At 44.3% G+C, this 17,052-nt stretch carries 22 protein-coding genes; 11 read left to right on the forward strand and 11 right to left on the reverse strand.

What is annotated here, in order from left to right; all coding sequences use genetic code 11:
- Positions 1-24: 24 nt before the first annotated feature.
- The 6 genes from IM475_RS06755 to IM475_RS06780 all read right to left on the reverse strand — a co-directional run bounded on the left by IM475_RS06755 (position 25) and on the right by IM475_RS06780 (position 3,687).
- Entirely contained in the window at positions 25-417 is a 393-nt protein-coding gene (locus IM475_RS06755) for a DUF5615 family PIN-like protein (protein WP_193958987.1), read from the reverse strand.
- A complete protein-coding gene (locus tag IM475_RS06760) occupies positions 414-791 on the reverse strand; it encodes a DUF433 domain-containing protein (protein ID WP_002734748.1) in 378 nt (125 codons plus the stop codon). The genes IM475_RS06755 and IM475_RS06760 overlap by 4 nt, the downstream gene beginning before the upstream one ends.
- A gap of 260 nt (positions 792-1,051) precedes the next feature.
- Positions 1,052-1,423: a hypothetical protein gene (locus IM475_RS06765; protein ID WP_002793820.1), complete on the reverse strand. Its 372-nt coding sequence runs from the start codon at positions 1,421-1,423 to the stop codon at positions 1,052-1,054.
- Positions 1,420-1,695 (reverse strand): hypothetical protein, encoded by a 276-nt coding sequence (locus IM475_RS06770; protein ID WP_002733756.1) that lies wholly within the window; start codon positions 1,693-1,695, stop codon positions 1,420-1,422. The genes IM475_RS06765 and IM475_RS06770 overlap by 4 nt, the downstream gene beginning before the upstream one ends.
- A 349-nt stretch (positions 1,696-2,044) precedes the next feature.
- Complete coding sequence (locus IM475_RS06775) at positions 2,045-2,395, reverse strand: hypothetical protein (RefSeq protein WP_287727082.1); 351 nt, start codon at positions 2,393-2,395, stop codon at positions 2,045-2,047.
- A gap of 413 nt (positions 2,396-2,808) precedes the next feature.
- Positions 2,809-3,687, reverse strand: coding sequence for a hypothetical protein (locus tag IM475_RS06780; RefSeq protein ID WP_287727083.1), 879 nt, complete (start codon positions 3,685-3,687; stop codon positions 2,809-2,811).
- 157 nt (positions 3,688-3,844) lie between these two features.
- Between IM475_RS06780 and IM475_RS06785 the strand changes: the two genes are divergently transcribed.
- On the forward strand, positions 3,845-6,175 hold the full coding sequence (locus tag IM475_RS06785) for a heavy metal translocating P-type ATPase (RefSeq protein WP_287727084.1): 2,331 nt from the start codon (positions 3,845-3,847) through the stop codon (positions 6,173-6,175).
- 199 nt (positions 6,176-6,374) lie between these two features.
- Here IM475_RS06785 and IM475_RS06790 read toward each other — a convergent pair whose 3' ends face one another.
- Positions 6,375-6,716 (reverse strand): hypothetical protein, encoded by a 342-nt coding sequence (locus IM475_RS06790; protein WP_002734498.1) that lies wholly within the window; start codon positions 6,714-6,716, stop codon positions 6,375-6,377.
- A 12-nt stretch (positions 6,717-6,728) separates the two neighbouring features.
- On the opposite strand from IM475_RS06790, the gene holB reads away from it, so the two are divergent.
- Positions 6,729-7,694 carry a DNA polymerase III subunit delta' gene (holB, locus tag IM475_RS06795; protein ID WP_287727085.1) on the forward strand — a complete coding sequence of 322 codons (966 nt, stop codon included), beginning with the start codon at positions 6,729-6,731 and terminating at the stop codon, positions 7,692-7,694.
- A 37-nt stretch (positions 7,695-7,731) separates the two neighbouring features.
- On the forward strand, positions 7,732-7,953 hold the full coding sequence (locus tag IM475_RS06800) for a neurohypophysial hormones like protein (protein WP_287727086.1): 222 nt from the start codon (positions 7,732-7,734) through the stop codon (positions 7,951-7,953).
- A 64-nt stretch (positions 7,954-8,017) separates the two neighbouring features.
- Here the strand turns inward: IM475_RS06800 and ftsH2 are convergent, their stop codons facing one another.
- Positions 8,018-9,904, reverse strand: coding sequence for an ATP-dependent zinc metalloprotease FtsH2 (gene ftsH2 / locus IM475_RS06805; RefSeq protein WP_287168432.1), 1,887 nt, complete (start codon positions 9,902-9,904; stop codon positions 8,018-8,020).
- Between the two features lie 284 nt (positions 9,905-10,188).
- Between ftsH2 and IM475_RS06810 the strand changes: the two genes are divergently transcribed.
- Positions 10,189-10,335 (forward strand): type II restriction endonuclease, encoded by a 147-nt coding sequence (locus tag IM475_RS06810; protein WP_287727087.1) that lies wholly within the window; start codon positions 10,189-10,191, stop codon positions 10,333-10,335.
- Positions 10,336-10,350: 15 nt separating this feature from the next.
- The gene (locus tag IM475_RS06815) at positions 10,351-11,283 is read left to right on the forward strand and encodes a DNA adenine methylase (protein WP_287727088.1); all 933 of its coding nucleotides are present in this window, start codon (positions 10,351-10,353) and stop codon (positions 11,281-11,283) included.
- A 35-nt stretch (positions 11,284-11,318) separates the two neighbouring features.
- On the opposite strand, the gene IM475_RS06820 is transcribed toward IM475_RS06815, so the two are convergent.
- Positions 11,319-11,618, reverse strand: a complete 300-nt coding sequence (locus tag IM475_RS06820; protein ID WP_287727089.1) for a hypothetical protein — start codon at positions 11,616-11,618, stop codon at positions 11,319-11,321.
- Positions 11,619-12,164: 546 nt separating this feature from the next.
- Between IM475_RS06820 and psbX the strand changes: the two genes are divergently transcribed.
- Positions 12,165-12,284 carry a photosystem II reaction center X protein gene (gene psbX, locus IM475_RS06825; protein WP_002733679.1) on the forward strand — a complete coding sequence of 40 codons (120 nt, stop codon included), beginning with the start codon at positions 12,165-12,167 and terminating at the stop codon, positions 12,282-12,284.
- A gap of 44 nt (positions 12,285-12,328) precedes the next feature.
- On the opposite strand, the gene IM475_RS06830 is transcribed toward psbX, so the two are convergent.
- The gene (locus IM475_RS06830) at positions 12,329-12,976 is read right to left on the reverse strand and encodes a ComF family protein (protein WP_287727090.1); all 648 of its coding nucleotides are present in this window, start codon (positions 12,974-12,976) and stop codon (positions 12,329-12,331) included.
- Positions 12,945-13,244 (reverse strand): DUF1816 domain-containing protein, encoded by a 300-nt coding sequence (locus IM475_RS06835; protein ID WP_287727091.1) that lies wholly within the window; start codon positions 13,242-13,244, stop codon positions 12,945-12,947. The genes IM475_RS06830 and IM475_RS06835 overlap by 32 nt, the downstream gene beginning before the upstream one ends.
- A 255-nt stretch (positions 13,245-13,499) precedes the next feature.
- Between IM475_RS06835 and IM475_RS06840 the strand changes: the two genes are divergently transcribed.
- The 5 genes from IM475_RS06840 (at position 13,500) to IM475_RS06860 (ending at position 17,026) form a co-directional block, all read left to right on the forward strand.
- A complete protein-coding gene (locus IM475_RS06840; protein ID WP_002760795.1) occupies positions 13,500-13,859 on the forward strand; it encodes a ferredoxin thioredoxin reductase catalytic beta subunit in 360 nt (119 codons plus the stop codon).
- Between the two features lie 9 nt (positions 13,860-13,868).
- Positions 13,869-14,294, forward strand: a complete 426-nt coding sequence (locus IM475_RS06845; RefSeq protein ID WP_287727092.1) for a DUF309 domain-containing protein — start codon at positions 13,869-13,871, stop codon at positions 14,292-14,294.
- 145 nt (positions 14,295-14,439) lie between these two features.
- Positions 14,440-14,940: an LptA/OstA family protein gene (locus IM475_RS06850; RefSeq protein ID WP_287727093.1), complete on the forward strand. Its 501-nt coding sequence runs from the start codon at positions 14,440-14,442 to the stop codon at positions 14,938-14,940.
- Positions 14,941-15,096: 156 nt separating this feature from the next.
- A complete protein-coding gene (gene lptB, locus IM475_RS06855) occupies positions 15,097-15,825 on the forward strand; it encodes an LPS export ABC transporter ATP-binding protein (protein WP_287727094.1) in 729 nt (242 codons plus the stop codon).
- 31 nt (positions 15,826-15,856) lie between these two features.
- Entirely contained in the window at positions 15,857-17,026 is a 1,170-nt protein-coding gene (locus IM475_RS06860; RefSeq protein WP_287727095.1) for an LptF/LptG family permease, read from the forward strand.
- Positions 17,027-17,052 lie beyond the last annotated feature (26 nt).

Consider the following 17,052-nt stretch of genomic DNA (forward strand, 5'->3'; position numbering starts at 1 on the left):
AATTTTCAAGCGTAGCCGACAATATCATGGAATGAATAACCGACCAACCCCCTTGTAATTATCAAGATCTACAGCAATTTCGATCAGTCGTTCAGCGCAGCGCTCTCTATACTCAGCTTCACTCAAACGATCGAGATTTCCAATCGTCAACACTGGAAATGATTTCTCTGTGTTCTCTTCTCGCATAACCTGCTCAAGGGAATCATCACCCTTCATATTTCGGTTAGCAGTAAGAATCATCATCTCCTGTTCTTGAGCATAGCGCCAGACTACGCGATCGCTACTTTCCATCGACAATCCAACCTCTCTAAAGGTGACAAATTGGACAGACTGAAACTCAAGCCAACCACGTTTTGCCAATATACCAAGAAAAATCAGCGCATAACCGTCGAGGTTGTAGTCAACTAAGAAAGTCATTGTTTTTGTGCGGCACGTCTGGCTCTCTGCTCCTCAAGCTTTGCCCAAAACGCTTCTTGTCCCGGTTTATGTGGCATTGCTGCAATTCGAGCAAAGCGTTCACGGTTACGATCTTCCCAGTACTGGCGAATTTCTTCCCTATTCTGAAGAACCTCTTGATATTCAACCTCGACCTGAGCTTGGTTTGCCTCAATGTAGGACAAAGCTGCGTCAATTTGCGCGTTCGTGAGGTTAAATGTGTCACGAATCAGTTTAGGAGGATAATCAGCTTTTAGGAGATCGATCACATCATAGAGGGTGATGCGCGTGCCAGCGATCGTCAGTCCTCGCTCTGTACGGATAATTTTCGCTTGTTGGTTTGCCGTCCAGGTCATTCCCTTAGCTCCTTAGAATCCACTTAATGGTCAATGGTTTCACCAGACAAATATTGGTCAATTTTTTCTGACCAATCAGGTTCACCGTTCATTATAGCCCGCCCCTTACGCGACCAGATCAGTGTACTGCTAGGCAGTGCCTTCGGCATCCCACTTAGACTGACAGTTTCAATCAATGTGCATGGTGCGTTCCCAAAAATCTATTGGTGGAACAGTAGGACTTGCATTAGGGAACGCACCCTACGGCGATTGTGATCGCACTATGACAAAGGTTTAATTGTCACTAATCCCCCAGCAAAACCCTGAATATTCAACTCATAGCCATCAAGTAAACCCATACCAACTAATGGATCTGTCTCTGACTCATTGATTTCAATAGATTTGATCTGACCATCCCAGATTACAGTTGCCTCAAATACGTTAAACATACAGAGGCTTCCATCGCCCAAGATTCCCTCTTCTTGCATATACCACGTTAATCCTAGTGTTGTAATGATAGCAGAAGGCAACGTGAGAAATCCAGTGTAACCAGTGTCAATAACTGCTTTAATCGCTTGCCTCTGGTGATTTTCGCCTAGCACTACGAATTGAATAATTGCTTCTCGGCGCGAATTGACGCTCCCCATCATCATGGCGACACACTGGGGGAACGAAAGCCAAAACGATGGACGGCACGATGTCCAATGCGAATACCAAATATTTGTGCATCAGGAAAACGTATTAACAGTTGTTTAGCAGCTGTTAGGCTGTCGTCAGCCACTTCAAAAGCCCCTGTTTCGATGTCTATTGCTACAATCTTCCCATGATTCCCTTCCTCGATTTGGGAGCGTACCTGAGACTCGTAGACTTCGTGTCCACGTCGGGCAAATTCTTCTTTGCTGTAGCGGGGTTGTCGAACTGTCATTGAAGCGACCCTGTGGCAACTTTTGCCCCTCTATCTTAACCTCAACATTCGCAATCTTCCCTAACATTCCTCAACTGGTCCCACAAGAGCGGCACCGCACCTAACCTCACAGTTTCAATTAATGTGCATGGTGCGTTCCCAAAAATCCTGCATTAGGAAACGCACCCTACAGCTGAAACAGTCCAGTTAGCGTAACGCACGAATTTTGAACATTAGATAAGGTGCGTTACATTTCATTAACGCACCCTACAAGATCGGCGATCGCACTGTCGAGTCTGCGAGCCAACATGGACAAGTGGCAGTTGCCGCCGGCAGCACGACTGATCATTGCCAAGCCATGGCGGCAACACTAAACCTCTGCTATGGTAAGAGTCCCATCCGAGTCTATTGTCAAATTGACGGAAACGCCAACCTTCGAAAAGAGCGAGATCCTCGAGTCGAAGCCCTTCTGATCCGCAGAATCGGCAGACCAAATGCTGTTGCCACTCTGAAAGACAAACTTCGTTCCTTTACCAGTTTCAATTTCAAAATGATGGGTCTTCAATTGATCGCCGTTGTCAGCCCATGGGATCCAAGCGTTGCCAACGTTGACTACCGGAAACGCCGGTAGGTCCCTGTTGTTTCCGCCATGCTCGCTGTTCTTAAACGTACCAGTGGTTGCCGTTTCGTTCGTTACGTTTTGAAGTCCTGTTACTGACATTTTTTTCTCCTTTTGTAAAGTGTTGTCGAACCATTTGCCCTAACTAAGAATTATGCGGAAACTCTCCGTATATCACGCTAAATACACATTTTTTTAAGAACCTTTCCGTATATTACGCTCAAATGGAGCGATCGCAAGAAGTTTTCCGTATAATATTACGATAAGCGTGTTATGCCGATTAGCGTACTCTGTGATGAACCCTTCCCCACTGATTTGTTCAAAGTTTTCTCGTTGTGCGACTGTCAGATAAACTTTATCTCGCCTACATCTTCCCATGATTGATGTCCTCATTTGAGCCTATCTATTGCCCTATTTTAGCTGTGTCAGTCCAGTAGGGTGTGTTAGCGTCAGCGTAACGCACGAATTTTGAACATTAGATAAGGTGCGTTACATTTCATTAACGCACCCTAAAGCTACGGTTGTCTCTGTGAATGGGGTTTAGCTTCGTGTATATGAATTAACTGAGATCCTTGATAATCTTCAGGTTGATCTAAACATTCTTTGTCAAGATCTTTACAGATTGTTTCCAGCATAAACTTCAAGATATTAAATTCAGTCGTTCCTTTGAAAACCATTAATCCGGGATATTCTGAGCCTTTTATGTTTGTTTTTCCTTCGCGTTGAGAATAAACGTACCAACTTATAATTAATACATCGCTATCAACCAAGACAGCCCTAACAGATGCAGGGGAATAAAAGCGTTTTATGTAGAGATGAGCCTTATAGCAACTATTAGGATCATTTTGGTTGTTACCTTCTCTCAAATGCAATTCCCCTGGAACTTTTGAAATCCTATCCTTTGTATCTCCACCCAAATTAAGCTTATCCTTATCCCACATTTCAGCGCACTGTTGATAAAGAGTAATCTCAGTTTCAAAGGGCATGAGACGATGAAGGGTGTCTATAAGTACAAAACCTGAATGTTGAATGAAAGTTATCTTTTTAGGATGAGTTTGATTTTGCTTAATCCAGTCAATAAGCTCTGCATAAAGAATATCTTGGTTAGCTATTTTAAGGTTTCCGCTGTTAATTGCTTTTCTGAAATTGATAATTTCTGCTTTTAAGTCGTTGGTAGATGATTGAACATTGTTTGTTGCTTTTCGATTTGATAGTAGAGAGCCTGCTATAAAGCCTAGAAGTGCTAAAACTATCGCACTTAATTTAGACTCCACCTCCTTAATACCCAACAAGTTTAGTATGGTAATTACTAACGAAGTAGTAATGGTTGCGTATAGTTCAAGGTTTTCACCCTTTGATATATCCTCCCATGCTTCTCTGAGATAACGCCGCATATCATTACCACCTTTGTAATCTTTTGACTAAGTTGACAGTATTGTAGTCTAACTATTACCGATCGAGAATGAATCGGAAAGAGATCGCCAAAATAGTTTAAAAATCCGTCGATAATTTCTAGGATAGAAGTAAAGACCATCCTTGCCTACTTTTTCTATGATCCTAGCCGCCGAAACTGGACTAAAAACCGCTACTCTAGACGTAAAAGGCATGAAATGCGCCGGCTGTGTTAGTGCCGTAGAAAGACAACTCAGCCAAAATCAAGGGGTAAAATCGGCCCAAGTTAATCTAATCACGGAAATTGCCGTGATTGAATACCAACCGGATGCGATCGCACCAGAGCAATTAGCTGCAAAATTAACCGCGATTGGATTCCCCACCCAACCGCGCAGCTCATCGACTCCCCTTTCTCAACAAAATCAACGGCTGCAAAACCAACAAAAAGAACGGCAACAACAATTATACCGATTAGCGATCGCTTGTTGTTTACTGGTTTTTTCCCTGATTGGTCACTTACACCACATCGGGGGACCAGAAATCCCCATCTTTCAAAGTATTGCTTTTCACTGGACTTTAGCCACCCTAGCCATTTTATTCCCCGGCCGCGATATTTTCATCGATGGTTGGCGGGGATTACGGCACGGAATGCCAAATATGAACACTCTCGTTAGTTTAGGCACAGGTAGCGCCTATATAGCCAGTTGTTTGGCTCTTATCTTCCCTAATCTCGGTCTAGAGTGCTTTTTTGATGAACCGGTCATGCTGTTAGGTTTTATTCTCCTCGGACGGACTCTAGAAGCGCATTCCCGTCATCGTGCAGCCGCAGACTTAGAAGCGCTTACCTCCCTACAACCGGCAGTGGCTCACCTAATTGGTAGTACAGATGACCGTGTGGGCGTGGCCATTCCCGTGGAACAGCTGCGCGTCGGGGAATGGGTGCGCGTCTTACCCGGGGAAAAAATTCCCGTGGATGGGGAGATTATTCAGGGAAGAACCACGGTAGATGAAGCTTTATTAACGGGGGAATCGCTGCCGGTGGTCAAGGAAATGGGAGATCTAGTCATTGCTGGCAGTTTCAATCTCTCCGGTGCGATTGCGGTGCAAACTCGTCAGGTGGGGACCGATACCACCCTAGCTAAGATTATCGCAGCTGTGGAATCAGCCCAAACTCGCAAGGCCCCGGTGCAGAAGATAGCGGACCGGGTAGCGGGTTATTTTGCCTACGGAGTGATGATAATTGCCCTAATTGTGCTGCTCTTTTGGTATTTTTGGGGAACTAGGCTCTTTCCAGAGGTGTTAGGATCAACCACAGGACACCACGAGATGATTCAACCCACTTCTCCCCTACTTTTGTCCCTAAAATTAGCGATTTCTGTGCTTGTGGTCGCTTGTCCCTGCGCTCTCGGTTTAGCCACACCGACGGCCCTACTGGTGGGAACCAGTTTAGCAGCCGAACGGGGTATTTTAATTAAAGGGGGCGATGTTTTGGAAACCGTCTCGCAACTGCAAACGGTGGTTTTTGACAAAACGGGAACCCTTAGCCAAGGTCATCCGGAAATTACCGATTGTTTGAGTTTTTCTATCCTTAATTCCCTGGAAATTCAACAATTAGCGGCAGTAGTGGAGAGTGGTACTAATCATCCTCTCGCTCAGGCGATTTTAGACGCGGTTACTCCCCCTACTAACCTGACGGGGGAAGATTTTCAAACTGTGGCCGGATTGGGAGTTTCGGCAAGGGTGCAGGGGTCGAAAATTGTTCTAGGAAATCGGCAATGGTTGGCACAGAACGGCATTAAAATCGATGAAACTATCTGGGGGATTCAAGAGCTTTTACAAGCGGGTAAAACGGTGATTTATCTGGGGATGGAAGAACAATTACTCGGCGCGATCGCTTTTCAAGACCGATTGCGTCCCGATGCTCAAACAACCGTTAATCAGTTGCAAAAACTCGGTTTAGAGGTGATTTTACTCAGTGGTGATCGCCAAGAAGTGGTGACAGCGATCGCTAATAGTTTGGGTATTAGTCAATTTTATGCCGAAGTTGCCCCCACCGAAAAATCGGCCTTAATTGCCGACCTACAGACAAAAGAGGGCAAAATCGTGGCTATGGTCGGGGATGGTATCAATGACGCTCCTGCACTAGGACAGGCTAACATCGGTATTGCTCTGGCCGGTGGCACGGAAGTGGCCATGGAAACGGCTGGGATCGTTTTAATTAGCGATCGCCTGGAGGATGTGGTGCAATCTCTGCATTTAAGTCTGGCCACATGGCAAAAAATCCGACAAAATCTTTTTTGGGCTTTGGGTTATAATACCTTTGCTATTCCCATTGCTGGTGGTTTATTACTGCCCCGTTGGGGTCTAGCTTTCAGTCCGGCCCTAGCAGCAGCTTTGATGGCTTTTAGTTCGGTTATGGTAGTGAGTAATTCCTTGCTTTTACGTCGTCAATTTCCTCCGCTCAAATCGACGCAGGAAGGCAAAAACTAAAGCAATTACCGATTTTTTCTCGATCAATCTATCAAGCACCAAAAAGAGCGGCTCTCTTATTCTTTGTGCGATAAGTTTAACTGATACAGGAGCGATCAATCTCTGTGTCCTCTGTGTCTTTGTGGTTCGTTACCCAAGAGAGCCAAGATGGCATTTTGTCCCTGTCTTTGTCAGTTGACGGAGACAGGAACAAATCGGGTTAAGCGGTAATTCTGGTCAGGGATTGACCTTGATAATTGTTGGTAATAATCTGGTGAATAGATTCAAAAAATCGCCGACAACGATTATTAGTTCTCAGGGGCAATTCATGATTTTTTACCAATAAATCGATCTGAAGTTCCGAGCTAGTGGGAGGATGAATAAACAATTCCACTTTCACTAACTGGGGAAAGAAAGCATCGTTAGGAACTTCCGATAAAAGCAAGACATCGGTCCGGCGCTTGATGATTTCAAATTCACCCAAACTTAATATATCATCGTATAAAAACCCGGTCTGATGAGGAGAAATCCCGACAAAATAGGAACAGCAATAGCGAGCCATGGCAGGGAAAAGATGATAAATTGGTCAAGGTTAATCGGTCAAAATCAGGCCATTGAACTACTACAAAGAGCGCTTGAAGTCAATTCGATCGCTCCCGCTTACTTATTCGCCGGCGCTAAGGGGATTGGACGCAATCTAGCAGCAAAATGTTTCTGTCAAGACTTGTTAACTAGAGATCGATCGCCGGAAACAAGGGAATTAATCCTGAAACGCTTTTTAGGGGGCAATCATCCCGATTTACTCTGGATTGAACCCACTTATCAACACCAAGGCAAACTGCTCACCGCAAAAGAAGCACAGGAAAGCAATCTCAAGCGTAAAGCTCCCCCGCAAATCCGCATCGAACAAATTCGCGAGATTACTAACTTTTTAAGTCGTCCTCCCTTGGAATCGTCCCGCTCTGTGGTGGTGATCGAGGAAGCAGACACCATGACGGAATCGGCGGCAAATGCCCTCTTAAAAACGCTTGAGGAACCTGGAAAAGCCACTTTAATCCTAATTGCTCCTAGTCCCTCCTCTTTACTACCGACTCTCGTTTCTCGCTGTCAACATATACCTTTTCAGCGTCTTTCGGAAGAAAATCTCGCTCAAGTCCTCCGCTCTAACGGACAAGCTCGCGTTCTCAATTATCCGGCAATTCTCGGTTTAGCCCAAGGTAGCCCCGGAGAAGCGATCGCAGCTTTAGAGTTTCTCGACAGTCTCCCCCAAGATTTACCGCGATCTTTGAGCAAATTTCCCCTAAAACTTTCCCAAGCACTGGAATTAGCCAAAATTATCGCCCAAACTCTTGACACGGAAACCCAATTATGGTATGTGAGTTATCTTCAGTATGAGGATTGGCAACGACGACGAGAGCGATCGATTTTAGAAATCTTGGAAAAAACCCGCCGGCAGCTGTTAGCCTACGTTCAACCCCGTTTAGTCTGGGAATGCACTTTCTTGGCATTGGCCAAGCTATCCACCGCCCAAAAGTCTTAAAATCGTTATATTTATCGATCGAGTGGGGAGAAAGACTATGAAAATCAAATCTTTATTGTTGCTGATTATGTTAACTTTGACTACGTTTTTAGGCGCTTGTCAGGGAGGAAAAGAAGCCGAAGAACCGAAAAATGGCTCTCCTGCGGTGGAATCCCCCCAAAAAGACGAAGATAGCGATAAAGACGGGGAAAAGCAGCAAAAAGACGGTGATAATCAACGGGATAAAAAAGACGATGACGATGACGATGATGATAACTAAATTCCTAGGATAAAAAAATCGGGTGAGCTTTAACCCACCCGATCGCCTATGGATTGAAATCAACCTATAACTGTGGTACAAACTGTTCTTTTTCGGGAACGTAGGCGTATTCAGCCACAATTTGCCGGAATTCTTCCCCATTGATCGTTTCTTTTTCGATCAGCAGATCCACCACTCGATCGATCACTTCGCGATGATCGCGGACAATTTGCCGAGAAATTTCATGGCAGTGTTCCACGATTGATCGCACCTGATCATCGATGCGAGTAGCGACCTTCTCAGAATACTCGGAACGAGTCATCAAACCGCCACCGAGGAACACTTCACCCCCTTGACTTTCTAGGGACAAAGGACCTAAATCGCTCATCCCGAAACGAGTCACCATCTGGCGGGCCATATCAGAAACTTGCTGTAAATCGCCACCGGCACCGGTAGTCACCTCATCATAGCCGAAGATTTCTTCCTCGGCTGCCCGACCACCTAAAGCACCGGAAATCCGGGCCATTAACTGCGCTTTCGTGGTTAAACCCTGTTCTTCGTTGGGAGTGAACCAAGTTAAACCCTGGGCCTGTCCCCGGGGAATCAGAGTCACTTTCTGGACGGGATCGTGATCTTTTAAGAGCGTACCCACGATCGCATGGCCCACTTCATGGTAAGCGATTAAGCGCTTGCTCTTGCTATCGACTAAAGGAGTGCCTTCCATACCGGCGATAACGCGATCTACCGCGTCATCTATCTCCAGGAGGGTAATGGCATCTTTACGACGACGGGCGGTTAAAATTGCCGCTTCGTTCAGTAAATTGGCTAAATCTGCTCCACTGAACCCCGGAGTGCGACGGGCGATCGCTTCGATGGAAACGTCGTTGGCCAGCTTTTTATTGCGGGCGTGAACGTCTAAAATCTCTAAACGACCTTTAAAATCGGGTGCATCCACGGTTACTTGCCGATCAAAACGGCCCGGACGCATGAGAGCGGAATCGAGAACATCGGGGCGGTTAGTGGCGGCAATGATGATAATTCCCGTATTCCCCTCGAAACCGTCCATTTCTGTCAATAATTGGTTCAGGGTTTGTTCCCGTTCATCGTTACCGCCACCGATACCGGCACCCCGTTGACGACCTACCGCGTCAATTTCATCGATAAATATTAAACAGGGAGCATTTTCCTTGGCCTTTTTGAACAAATCGCGCACGCGAGAAGCACCGACACCGACAAACATTTCCACAAATTCCGAACCGGAAATGCTGAAGAAAGGTACACCCGCTTCACCGGCGATCGCTTTGGCTAACAGGGTTTTACCCGTACCCGGAGGACCAACTAAAAGGACTCCTTTGGGGATTTTGGCACCGACGGCGGTAAATTTCTCCGGTTGTTTGAGGAAAGTGACGACTTCCTGTAATTCTTCCTTCGCTTCGTCAATTCCCGCCACATCATCAAAGGTGATGCCAGTTTTCGCTTCCATCTGGAAACGGGCTTTTGATTTACCAAAACTCATCGCTTGACCCGGACCGCCTGGGATATTATTAGAACGGCGGAACAGGAAAAAGAGAGCGGCAATCAGCAAAAAGGGGAAAAGTAGATTACCGAGGAATCCCCACCAAGCACCGTCATTCCGCATCGGGTGAGCATCGAAACTAATTTTAGAATCGCGTAAACGGGCGATCAAATCCGGGGAATTGGCCGGTAAATCGACCCGTAGGCGTTGTACTCGGTTTTCTAGTTCTGGATCTAGGGCCTGTACGATCGCAGTTCTGCCCCCTTCGTAGAGATCGACACTGACAACCCTACCACTGTCTAGGTATTCTAGAAAGCGTCCGTAGGTCATCCGGGTAGTGGCGGTGTTATTGCCGATATTACTGGTGGCGGTGGCAAAAGTGCCTTGCCAGAGGAAAAAACCGACCACGAGGGCGGGCAATGTCCACAGTAAAATCGTTTTCCAGGATAGTTTCATGTTTGTTTAGTGGTTCTAGGATAAAGATTTTTGCTTAACTCATTTAGCTGTTTTTGTCAAGGATTTTACGTTATTTTTTCGATATTAATCCCCGCAGCCAATTAAATCTTAACTAAATGTAACGTAATTCTCATAATTCTGACAAGAATGGTGACGAGAGATTTTTTTAGTTCATTTGTTCTAACAAGGTCTCATGGTTTCTGGGATAAGCTGTACTGAATTTAAACTGCCTAGAAGTATATACTATATCTATTGATACGAAAATCATCTCCAAAATCCTAGAATTGCTTCTTTTTCCCATATTTGATAATTTTGCTAGATGTAACCAATTAAAGATAGAGTTAGTATCTCAACAAAATTTTTACCCTGATTTGACCCTTATTCACGAGCCAACAGGAGCTAAGTTGGCTGTGGATAGAGATTACTGTTGATGAGGAGAGTGTTTAGTGAAGTTAACGCCACTTGTACCACCGATTAAGTGTCAAGGAATTAAAACTAAATTGGTAAAAGATGTTAAAAATATTGTGTCTGATCTGAGCTTTGGGCGTTGGATAGAACCCTTTGCTGGATCAGGGGTGGTGGCTTTTAATATTAATCCCAAAAAGGCTTTACTTGCGGACACAAATACTCATATTATCCAGTTTTATAATAATCTAAAAAATCAAGTTATTACCAGTAAAACTGTGAAGCTTTTTTTGCAAGAAAATGGTCAAGTTCTTAAGGAGCAGGGAGAAAGTTATTATTATCAAGTACGAGAAAGATTTAATCAAGCTCCTAATTCTCTAGATTTTTTATTTCTCAATCGCTCCTGTTTTAATGGCGTGATGAGATTCAATCGTAAGGGACAGTTTAACGTACCTTACTGTCATAAATCAGAACGATTTTCTCAAGCATATATTACCAAAATAGTCAATCAAGTTATTGCCCTAGAAAATATTCTTATTAAAACTGATTATAATTTTCAAGTTGCTGACTTTCGAGAGACTTTATCTGATTGGCAAAAAACAGACTTGATCTATCTCGATCCTCCTTATTTAGGGAGACACGTCGATTATTTTAACTCTTGGTCTGAAGAGGATGAAGATTGTTTGGTGACTATTTTAAAGGATATTTCTTGTCGGTTTATTTTGTCCACTTGGCACAGTAATCATTTTAGAAGCAATCCTTTAATTAAAAAAAATTGGAGTGCTGATAAGTTTTATATCTATACTAAACAGCATTTTTATCATGTGGGTTCCACAGAAAAATTACGTCATCCGATCACCGAAGCGCTCATCACTAACTTTAACATTCCCTTGTTGCCAGAGCGAGGAACTGATTTGCAACAACTGTCATTATCCCCATCGACAGCAGAAAATGAGGGAGCGAGAACAGTCTAGAAGATGCCTAGTTGCAAATTCTCACTCCTTACTATTTATCCTTGGCTTTGGCGCAGATGGTCGTTAATTTGGCGTTTACGCTTTTCTTGGGGGGTAGTGCTAGTAATTTCGCCAAAATCTTCGCTACTCATGGAAAGATGGGACATTATCTTTCTTTTGCGCTCTTTAGCAGTTAATTCCGGTGAAGGAGTTACTGGCGGCGGCGCTGCCACGGGTTCCGCTGCCACCGGAGGAGTTTCCACAATTGGCAGCGGTTTTTTGGGAATATAGTCAGCACCACTGGTACTTCTGGAGAGATGATCGAGAATGCGCCGTTTGCGATCGTCAGTAGCCATAACAATCTTTGCCAATCTAGTGTGAACTTTTGTAACTATCACCTATTGTCAAACATCCCTATCTCCTTGAGAAGTCAAGGGAGATTTTATTTTGAGGGATTGAAGACATAAGTAGTCGTGCAAAATTAATTTCCTAGTCGAGACAGGAGACAGGAGACAGGAGACAGGAGACGGGATACAGCTATTAGGGATCGGATTTGAGTTTTGGCTCTCTTAAGTTTGGTGGGTAAAATGTATTCTAAGATACAGTCTTACGAGCAAGTGAGTGGAATGAACCACAGAGACACAGAGGACACAAAGACCGATCGCTACTATATAAGTTAAACTTATCACACAAAGAATAAGAGAGCTGAGTTTTCAGTTCTCTGTTTGCTCATCACCGCAGAAGTCTGACGGAGTAGTGGCTTAGATGTGTAATTAATTGTGCTTAGATACATATAAAACTTGCGATCGCATTTATCTGACTGTGGAACTGGGGGTCTTCTCGCCCAAGGTGATAAGATAAAAAACTAAGTCTTTGAAAATATGACAAAGGATTTATCTATCATGACACCCTCTTTAGCTAACTTTCTCTGGAGCCTTGTTTTAGGTGCGGTTATCGTCCTGATCCCTGCCACTATCGGTTTGATTTTCATCAGTCAATACGACAAGATCAAACGCACTTAATTTAATTTAACCCTAAATGCCTAGACCGATTCCGTCTGGGCATTTTAGCTAATTTTGGAACTGGCAAGAGCGATCGCACCGACTACCCGATATCCCTCTGTTCGTAAAACCTGCACAGCTTCCTCGATCGTGGTTCCCGTGGTATAAATATCATCGATTAAGAGAATCGGCACTGATTTCGGTAAATTTTTCCCCAGTTGAAAAGCCGCTTGCATCGTCTTTTTTCTCGCCTCGGCTGCCAGACTAAATAAAGCTGCCGTGTTCTTAATCCGAATTAATCCGCGACTAGCCAGATGATAACCGGTTAAACGACAAAAACCTTCGCCAATAACTTCTGCTTGATTAAAACCCCTTTCCTTTAATCTTTCTGGGTGGAGAGGGATAGGAATCACCGTCAAACGTTTATCGGTGAGGGGAGGACGAAGCAGCCAAGTTTCCCCCAGGCAACTGCCTAGCAAAGAGCCGAGAGCGGGATGGCGATCGTATTTCATTTTGGCGATCGCCTGTTTTAATTTACCTTCATAGCGTCCCCAGATAAACAGGGGAATAGAACCACGCCAGAGAAAAAGCGGGTTATTCTGACGATAGGCCTGTAATTGTCGCCCGCAATCACGGCAAAGCTCTCGCTCGCTCTGCCGTTGACAAAGAGGACAGGGAGACTTAAGAAATAAAGCGAGAAAAGGTTCGAGCATGGGAAGTAAAAGTTTTAGCTAGATGCTGATTTCCATCGTCAAAAACGGTCAAATAATGGGGATTACTCCGCTCGATCGAAAGACTGATTCCTTGCGCTCCTTCGGACTCTAGATCTTGGAGATAACCCCCCTGATGCTCTTGTGCTTCCTCAAAGGAGGCAAAGGGACCAAAATAGTAGATACAGTGGGGATAAAGGGAGGTAATTTTCAGCCACCAAGGCGTGTTATCGTCAGAAATTTTATTTGTCTCTAAGAAAGATAAAATCATGTTCTGGTAGTGATAGGGGACAGGGATTGCAGGAATCAAGGATAGGTTTTGAGGAACTTTGCCTCCATAATTCCCGTTTGCTGGCCAAAAAGTCGAGCTTTTGGCCAAAGAGAGTCTTTTTATCGTATTAGATTAACAAGGGGATCGGTCGCAAAATCAAAAGAGATTCTAAAAATTCCCCTCAGCCAAGGGGAAGCGGATCGAGATAGGATAGTAAAAAGTTTTTTTTTAGAAAGCTAAGGGGATCAGATAACTATGAGCCAGATCACGGACACGGATAAGAGTCTTGAGGCGATGAAGAATTTTGCCGAACAGTACGCTAGACGTACAAATACTTACTTCTGTAGCGATCTCTCGGTGACAGCCGTAGTAATTGAGGGATTAGCGCGTCATAAGGACGAATTAGGCGCTCCTTTATGTCCCTGTCGTCACTACGAGGACAAAGAAGCGGAGGTAAAAAATACTTTCTGGAATTGTCCCTGTGTACCGATGCGGGAACGGAAAGAATGTCACTGTATGCTATTTATTACCCCCGATAACGAGTTTGCTGGGGAAGAACAGATAATTTCCCTCGACTATATCCAAGAAGTCCGCGAATCGATGAAGGGGCATTAGTTTAGGGTAATGACAGCTACCGCTTTTGGCCAAGGAATCGACGAATTTAATCGCCAGCAATTCTATGCTTGTCATGATACCCTAGAGGCTTTGTGGATGGAGTCCGCAGAGCCTGAAAAAACCTTTTATCAAGGCATTTTACAGATTGCTGTCGCTTGTTACCATCTAGAAAATAATAACTGGCGCGGGGCGGTAATTCTTTTGGGAGAAGGGGTTAGACGTTTACAACACTATCAACCCGATTACGAGGGGATCAACGTGACGCACTTGGTGGGGGAGAGTTTGGATCTATTAAACTTTTTACAGAATCTCGATCCCCAAGCTTTACCGGCAGTGCTAGAAGCGATGAAAAGCAATCAGGAACATCCTCATCCCCACCTCGATCGATCTATCTGTTCTCTGCCGAAAATTCTCAAAAGTCATCCCCTTGTCTAAACAGCCAGATTAGTTAGTCAATACAATTACCTCTAAGTAGGTGGGTGTTAAAATTGTCAGCACCCCCCTTATTAAGGGGGGATAAAGGGGGGATAAAGGGGGGATAAAGGGGGGATAAAATACTCTATTTATAGGTGACATTTCTATGAGAGCAAGACACACAAAAATCAGAGGATGGCTAGTTTCCCTCGTTTCTGCTGGCTTAATCATGGGATTGGGCAATTCTCCCCTAGTCAAAGCACAGCAGAACATTGTACCAGGTAATGCCATGACAGTGCGATCGGATATTCAGGAGGCGAACTCAAAAACGGGGGTAATTACTGCTCGGGGTAACGTACAAGTGTTCTATCCCGCTCGCAAAATGCAGGCCACTTCCGCCCAAGCTCAGTATTTTAGCCGCGAACGTCGTTTAGTGATGACGGGTAACGTTTACGTTTTGCAGGAAGGCAACAGTATCCGCGCCGAAACGATGACTTATCTTGTCGATGAGGGCAGATTTATCGCTACTCCCCAAACCAGTCAGCAGGTGGAGTCAATTTATTTAGTCAAAGATAACGAAACATCTCCCCAACCGGCTGCTTCTCCGACACCCGCGCCCATACCTTCCCCTTCCCTCCCCGCTGCTCCAATTATTAACCCGCAGTGATTAGGAGTCAGGAGTCAGGAATCAGGAATCAGGAGATTATTTTTAGTTATTCTTCCCGCTTCCCGCTTCCCACTTCCCACTTCCTAATTCCCACTTGCCACTGGCCACTTCATAATTCATAATTCATAATTCCCCAACACCCAACACCGGATAAAGATGACTTTAGTATTAGAAAATATCCATAAATCCTACGGTAAAAGGCTCGTGGTTAACCGGGTGAGTATTACGGTTGCCCCGGGGGAAATTGTCGGGTTATTGGGACCAAATGGTGCGGGAAAAACCACAACTTTTTATATCGCCACGGGATTAATTAAACCGAATCAAGGGCGCGTTTGGCTCGATCAAAAAGAAATTACCAAATTACCCCTTAATCAAAGGGCGCGTCTGGGTATTGGCTATCTGACGCAGCAGGCCAGTATTTTTCGTTATTTAACTGTATCAGAAAATATTCAGTTAGCCCTAGAACAGTCGGGGGTTCCCTTTTCCCAACGGGCAAATCGTCTCTATGATTTATTAAAAGAATTTCGCCTCGATAAGATTGTTCGCACTAAAGGAGCCTACGTTTCCGGAGGAGAAAGAAGGAGGACAGAATTAGCTCGCGCTTTAGCGGTGGGAGTCAACGGACCGAGATTTTTATTATTAGATGAACCTTTCGCCGGGGTGGATCCGATCGCCGTGTCCGAGATTCAAGCGATGATCGCTAGTTTAAGGGAGCGTCAGATGGGAATTTTAATTACCGATCACAATGTGCGAGAAACTTTGGCTATCACTAATCGGGCTTATATTATGCGCGAAGGGCAGATTTTAGCGGCGGGAAGTGGCGAAGAACTTTATAATAATCCTCTGGTGCGTCAGTATTATTTGGGTGATAATTTTTTCCGATAATTGTTATTAATAAAAATCGCTCCATTATATCATGAAAGTTGGCAATTGGCAAGGAAATTTAAGTAGAATACCCGGATTTAGCATCTTAGACCGCTATATTTTTGTCGAGTTATTATTGCCCTTTTTATTTGGTATGGGTTTATTCACTTCTTTGGGAGTGGCGATCGGTACTTTATTTGATTTAGTGCGACGGATTACTGAATCGGGTTTACCTTTTGCTTTGGCCTTAAAAATTCTCTTATTAAAAATGCCAGAGTTTATCGTTTTAGCCTTTCCCATGTCGATACTTTTAGCGGCTTTAATGGCCTACAGTCGTTTAGCCAGTGATAGCGAATTAATTGCTTTGAAAAGTATTGGAATTAGTGTTTATCGCCTAATAATTCCGGCCATTGTGCTAAGTTTAATAGTGACGGGATTAACCTACGTTTTTAACGATTATGTGGCTCCAGCTGCCAGTTATGAAGCTAATGCTACCATGACCAAAGCCCTACGACCAAATCGCAAATCTTTTATTGAAGATAATATTATTTATCCTGAATACGGCAAAGTGCGGCGGCCGGATGGAGGGGAACCGCAAACGGTATTAAGAAGGTTATTTTATGCCGAAAGATTTAACGGTCAAGAGATGCTAGGTTTAACCATTCTCGATCGCAGCCAGCAGGAAGTTAATCAAATTATTACCTCAGAATCAGCTTCTTGGAATATTGAAAAAAATATCTGGGATTTTTATAACGGTACAATTTATCTAATTGATCCTAATGGTTCCTATCGTAATATTGTCCGCTTTCAACATCAACAATTAGCCCTACCGCGTACCCCTTTAGATTTAGCTTTTCGGGCGCGAGATGGTTCGGAAATGACCCTGAGACAAGCGCGGGAATACCTAGAAATACTGCAATTAAGCGGCAATCCCACTAAAATTAGAAAATTGCAGGTTCAAATCGAGCAGAAAATATCTTTACCCTTTGTTTGTTTAGTTTTTGGGATGATTGGGGCAGCCTTGGGATTGCGTCCCCAAAATTCTAATAAAGCCACCAGTTTCGGTATTTGTATTGTTCTAATTTTCTCCTATTATCTCCTATCTTTTGTCACCAGTTCCTTAGGCATTGGCGGAGTTTTAACCCCGTTGATGGCCGCTTGGTTGCCCAACATTTTAGGATTAACTGCCGGGGGAATTTTGTTACTTCAATCGGCTAAGTAATCGAGGTTTAGCGGTGGGAATAAAAA

It is taken from the genome of Microcystis sp. M061S2 (genome assembly GCF_020245605.1).
Taxonomy (GTDB): Bacteria; Cyanobacteriota; Cyanobacteriia; order Cyanobacteriales; family Microcystaceae; genus Microcystis.

Excerpts from the sequence above, each read along its gene's own strand:
- IM475_RS06755 (WP_193958987.1), bottom strand. The coding sequence starts at position 417 with ATGACTTTCTTAGTTGACTACAACCTCGACGGTTATGCGCTGATTTTT.
- IM475_RS06760 (WP_002734748.1), bottom strand. The coding sequence starts at position 791 with ATGACCTGGACGGCAAACCAACAAGCGAAAATTATCCGTACAGAGCGA.
- IM475_RS06765 (WP_002793820.1), bottom strand. The coding sequence starts at position 1,423 with ATGATGATGGGGAGCGTCAATTCGCGCCGAGAAGCAATTATTCAATTC.
- IM475_RS06770 (WP_002733756.1), bottom strand. The coding sequence starts at position 1,695 with ATGACAGTTCGACAACCCCGCTACAGCAAAGAAGAATTTGCCCGACGT.
- IM475_RS06775 (WP_287727082.1), bottom strand. The coding sequence starts at position 2,395 with ATGTCAGTAACAGGACTTCAAAACGTAACGAACGAAACGGCAACCACT.
- IM475_RS06780 (WP_287727083.1), bottom strand. The coding sequence starts at position 3,687 with ATGCGGCGTTATCTCAGAGAAGCATGGGAGGATATATCAAAGGGTGAA.
- IM475_RS06785 (WP_287727084.1), top strand. The coding sequence starts at position 3,845 with ATGATCCTAGCCGCCGAAACTGGACTAAAAACCGCTACTCTAGACGTA.
- IM475_RS06790 (WP_002734498.1), bottom strand. The coding sequence starts at position 6,716 with ATGGCTCGCTATTGCTGTTCCTATTTTGTCGGGATTTCTCCTCATCAG.
- holB (WP_287727085.1), top strand. The coding sequence starts at position 6,729 with ATGATAAATTGGTCAAGGTTAATCGGTCAAAATCAGGCCATTGAACTA.
- IM475_RS06800 (WP_287727086.1), top strand. The coding sequence starts at position 7,732 with ATGAAAATCAAATCTTTATTGTTGCTGATTATGTTAACTTTGACTACG.
- ftsH2 (WP_287168432.1), bottom strand. The coding sequence starts at position 9,904 with ATGAAACTATCCTGGAAAACGATTTTACTGTGGACATTGCCCGCCCTC.
- IM475_RS06820 (WP_287727089.1), bottom strand. The coding sequence starts at position 11,618 with ATGGCTACTGACGATCGCAAACGGCGCATTCTCGATCATCTCTCCAGA.
- psbX (WP_002733679.1), top strand. The coding sequence starts at position 12,165 with ATGACACCCTCTTTAGCTAACTTTCTCTGGAGCCTTGTTTTAGGTGCG.
- IM475_RS06830 (WP_287727090.1), bottom strand. The coding sequence starts at position 12,976 with ATGCTCGAACCTTTTCTCGCTTTATTTCTTAAGTCTCCCTGTCCTCTT.
- IM475_RS06835 (WP_287727091.1), bottom strand. The coding sequence starts at position 13,244 with ATGATTTTATCTTTCTTAGAGACAAATAAAATTTCTGACGATAACACG.
- IM475_RS06840 (WP_002760795.1), top strand. The coding sequence starts at position 13,500 with ATGAGCCAGATCACGGACACGGATAAGAGTCTTGAGGCGATGAAGAAT.
- IM475_RS06845 (WP_287727092.1), top strand. The coding sequence starts at position 13,869 with ATGACAGCTACCGCTTTTGGCCAAGGAATCGACGAATTTAATCGCCAG.
- IM475_RS06850 (WP_287727093.1), top strand. The coding sequence starts at position 14,440 with ATGAGAGCAAGACACACAAAAATCAGAGGATGGCTAGTTTCCCTCGTT.
- lptB (WP_287727094.1), top strand. The coding sequence starts at position 15,097 with ATGACTTTAGTATTAGAAAATATCCATAAATCCTACGGTAAAAGGCTC.
- IM475_RS06860 (WP_287727095.1), top strand. The coding sequence starts at position 15,857 with ATGAAAGTTGGCAATTGGCAAGGAAATTTAAGTAGAATACCCGGATTT.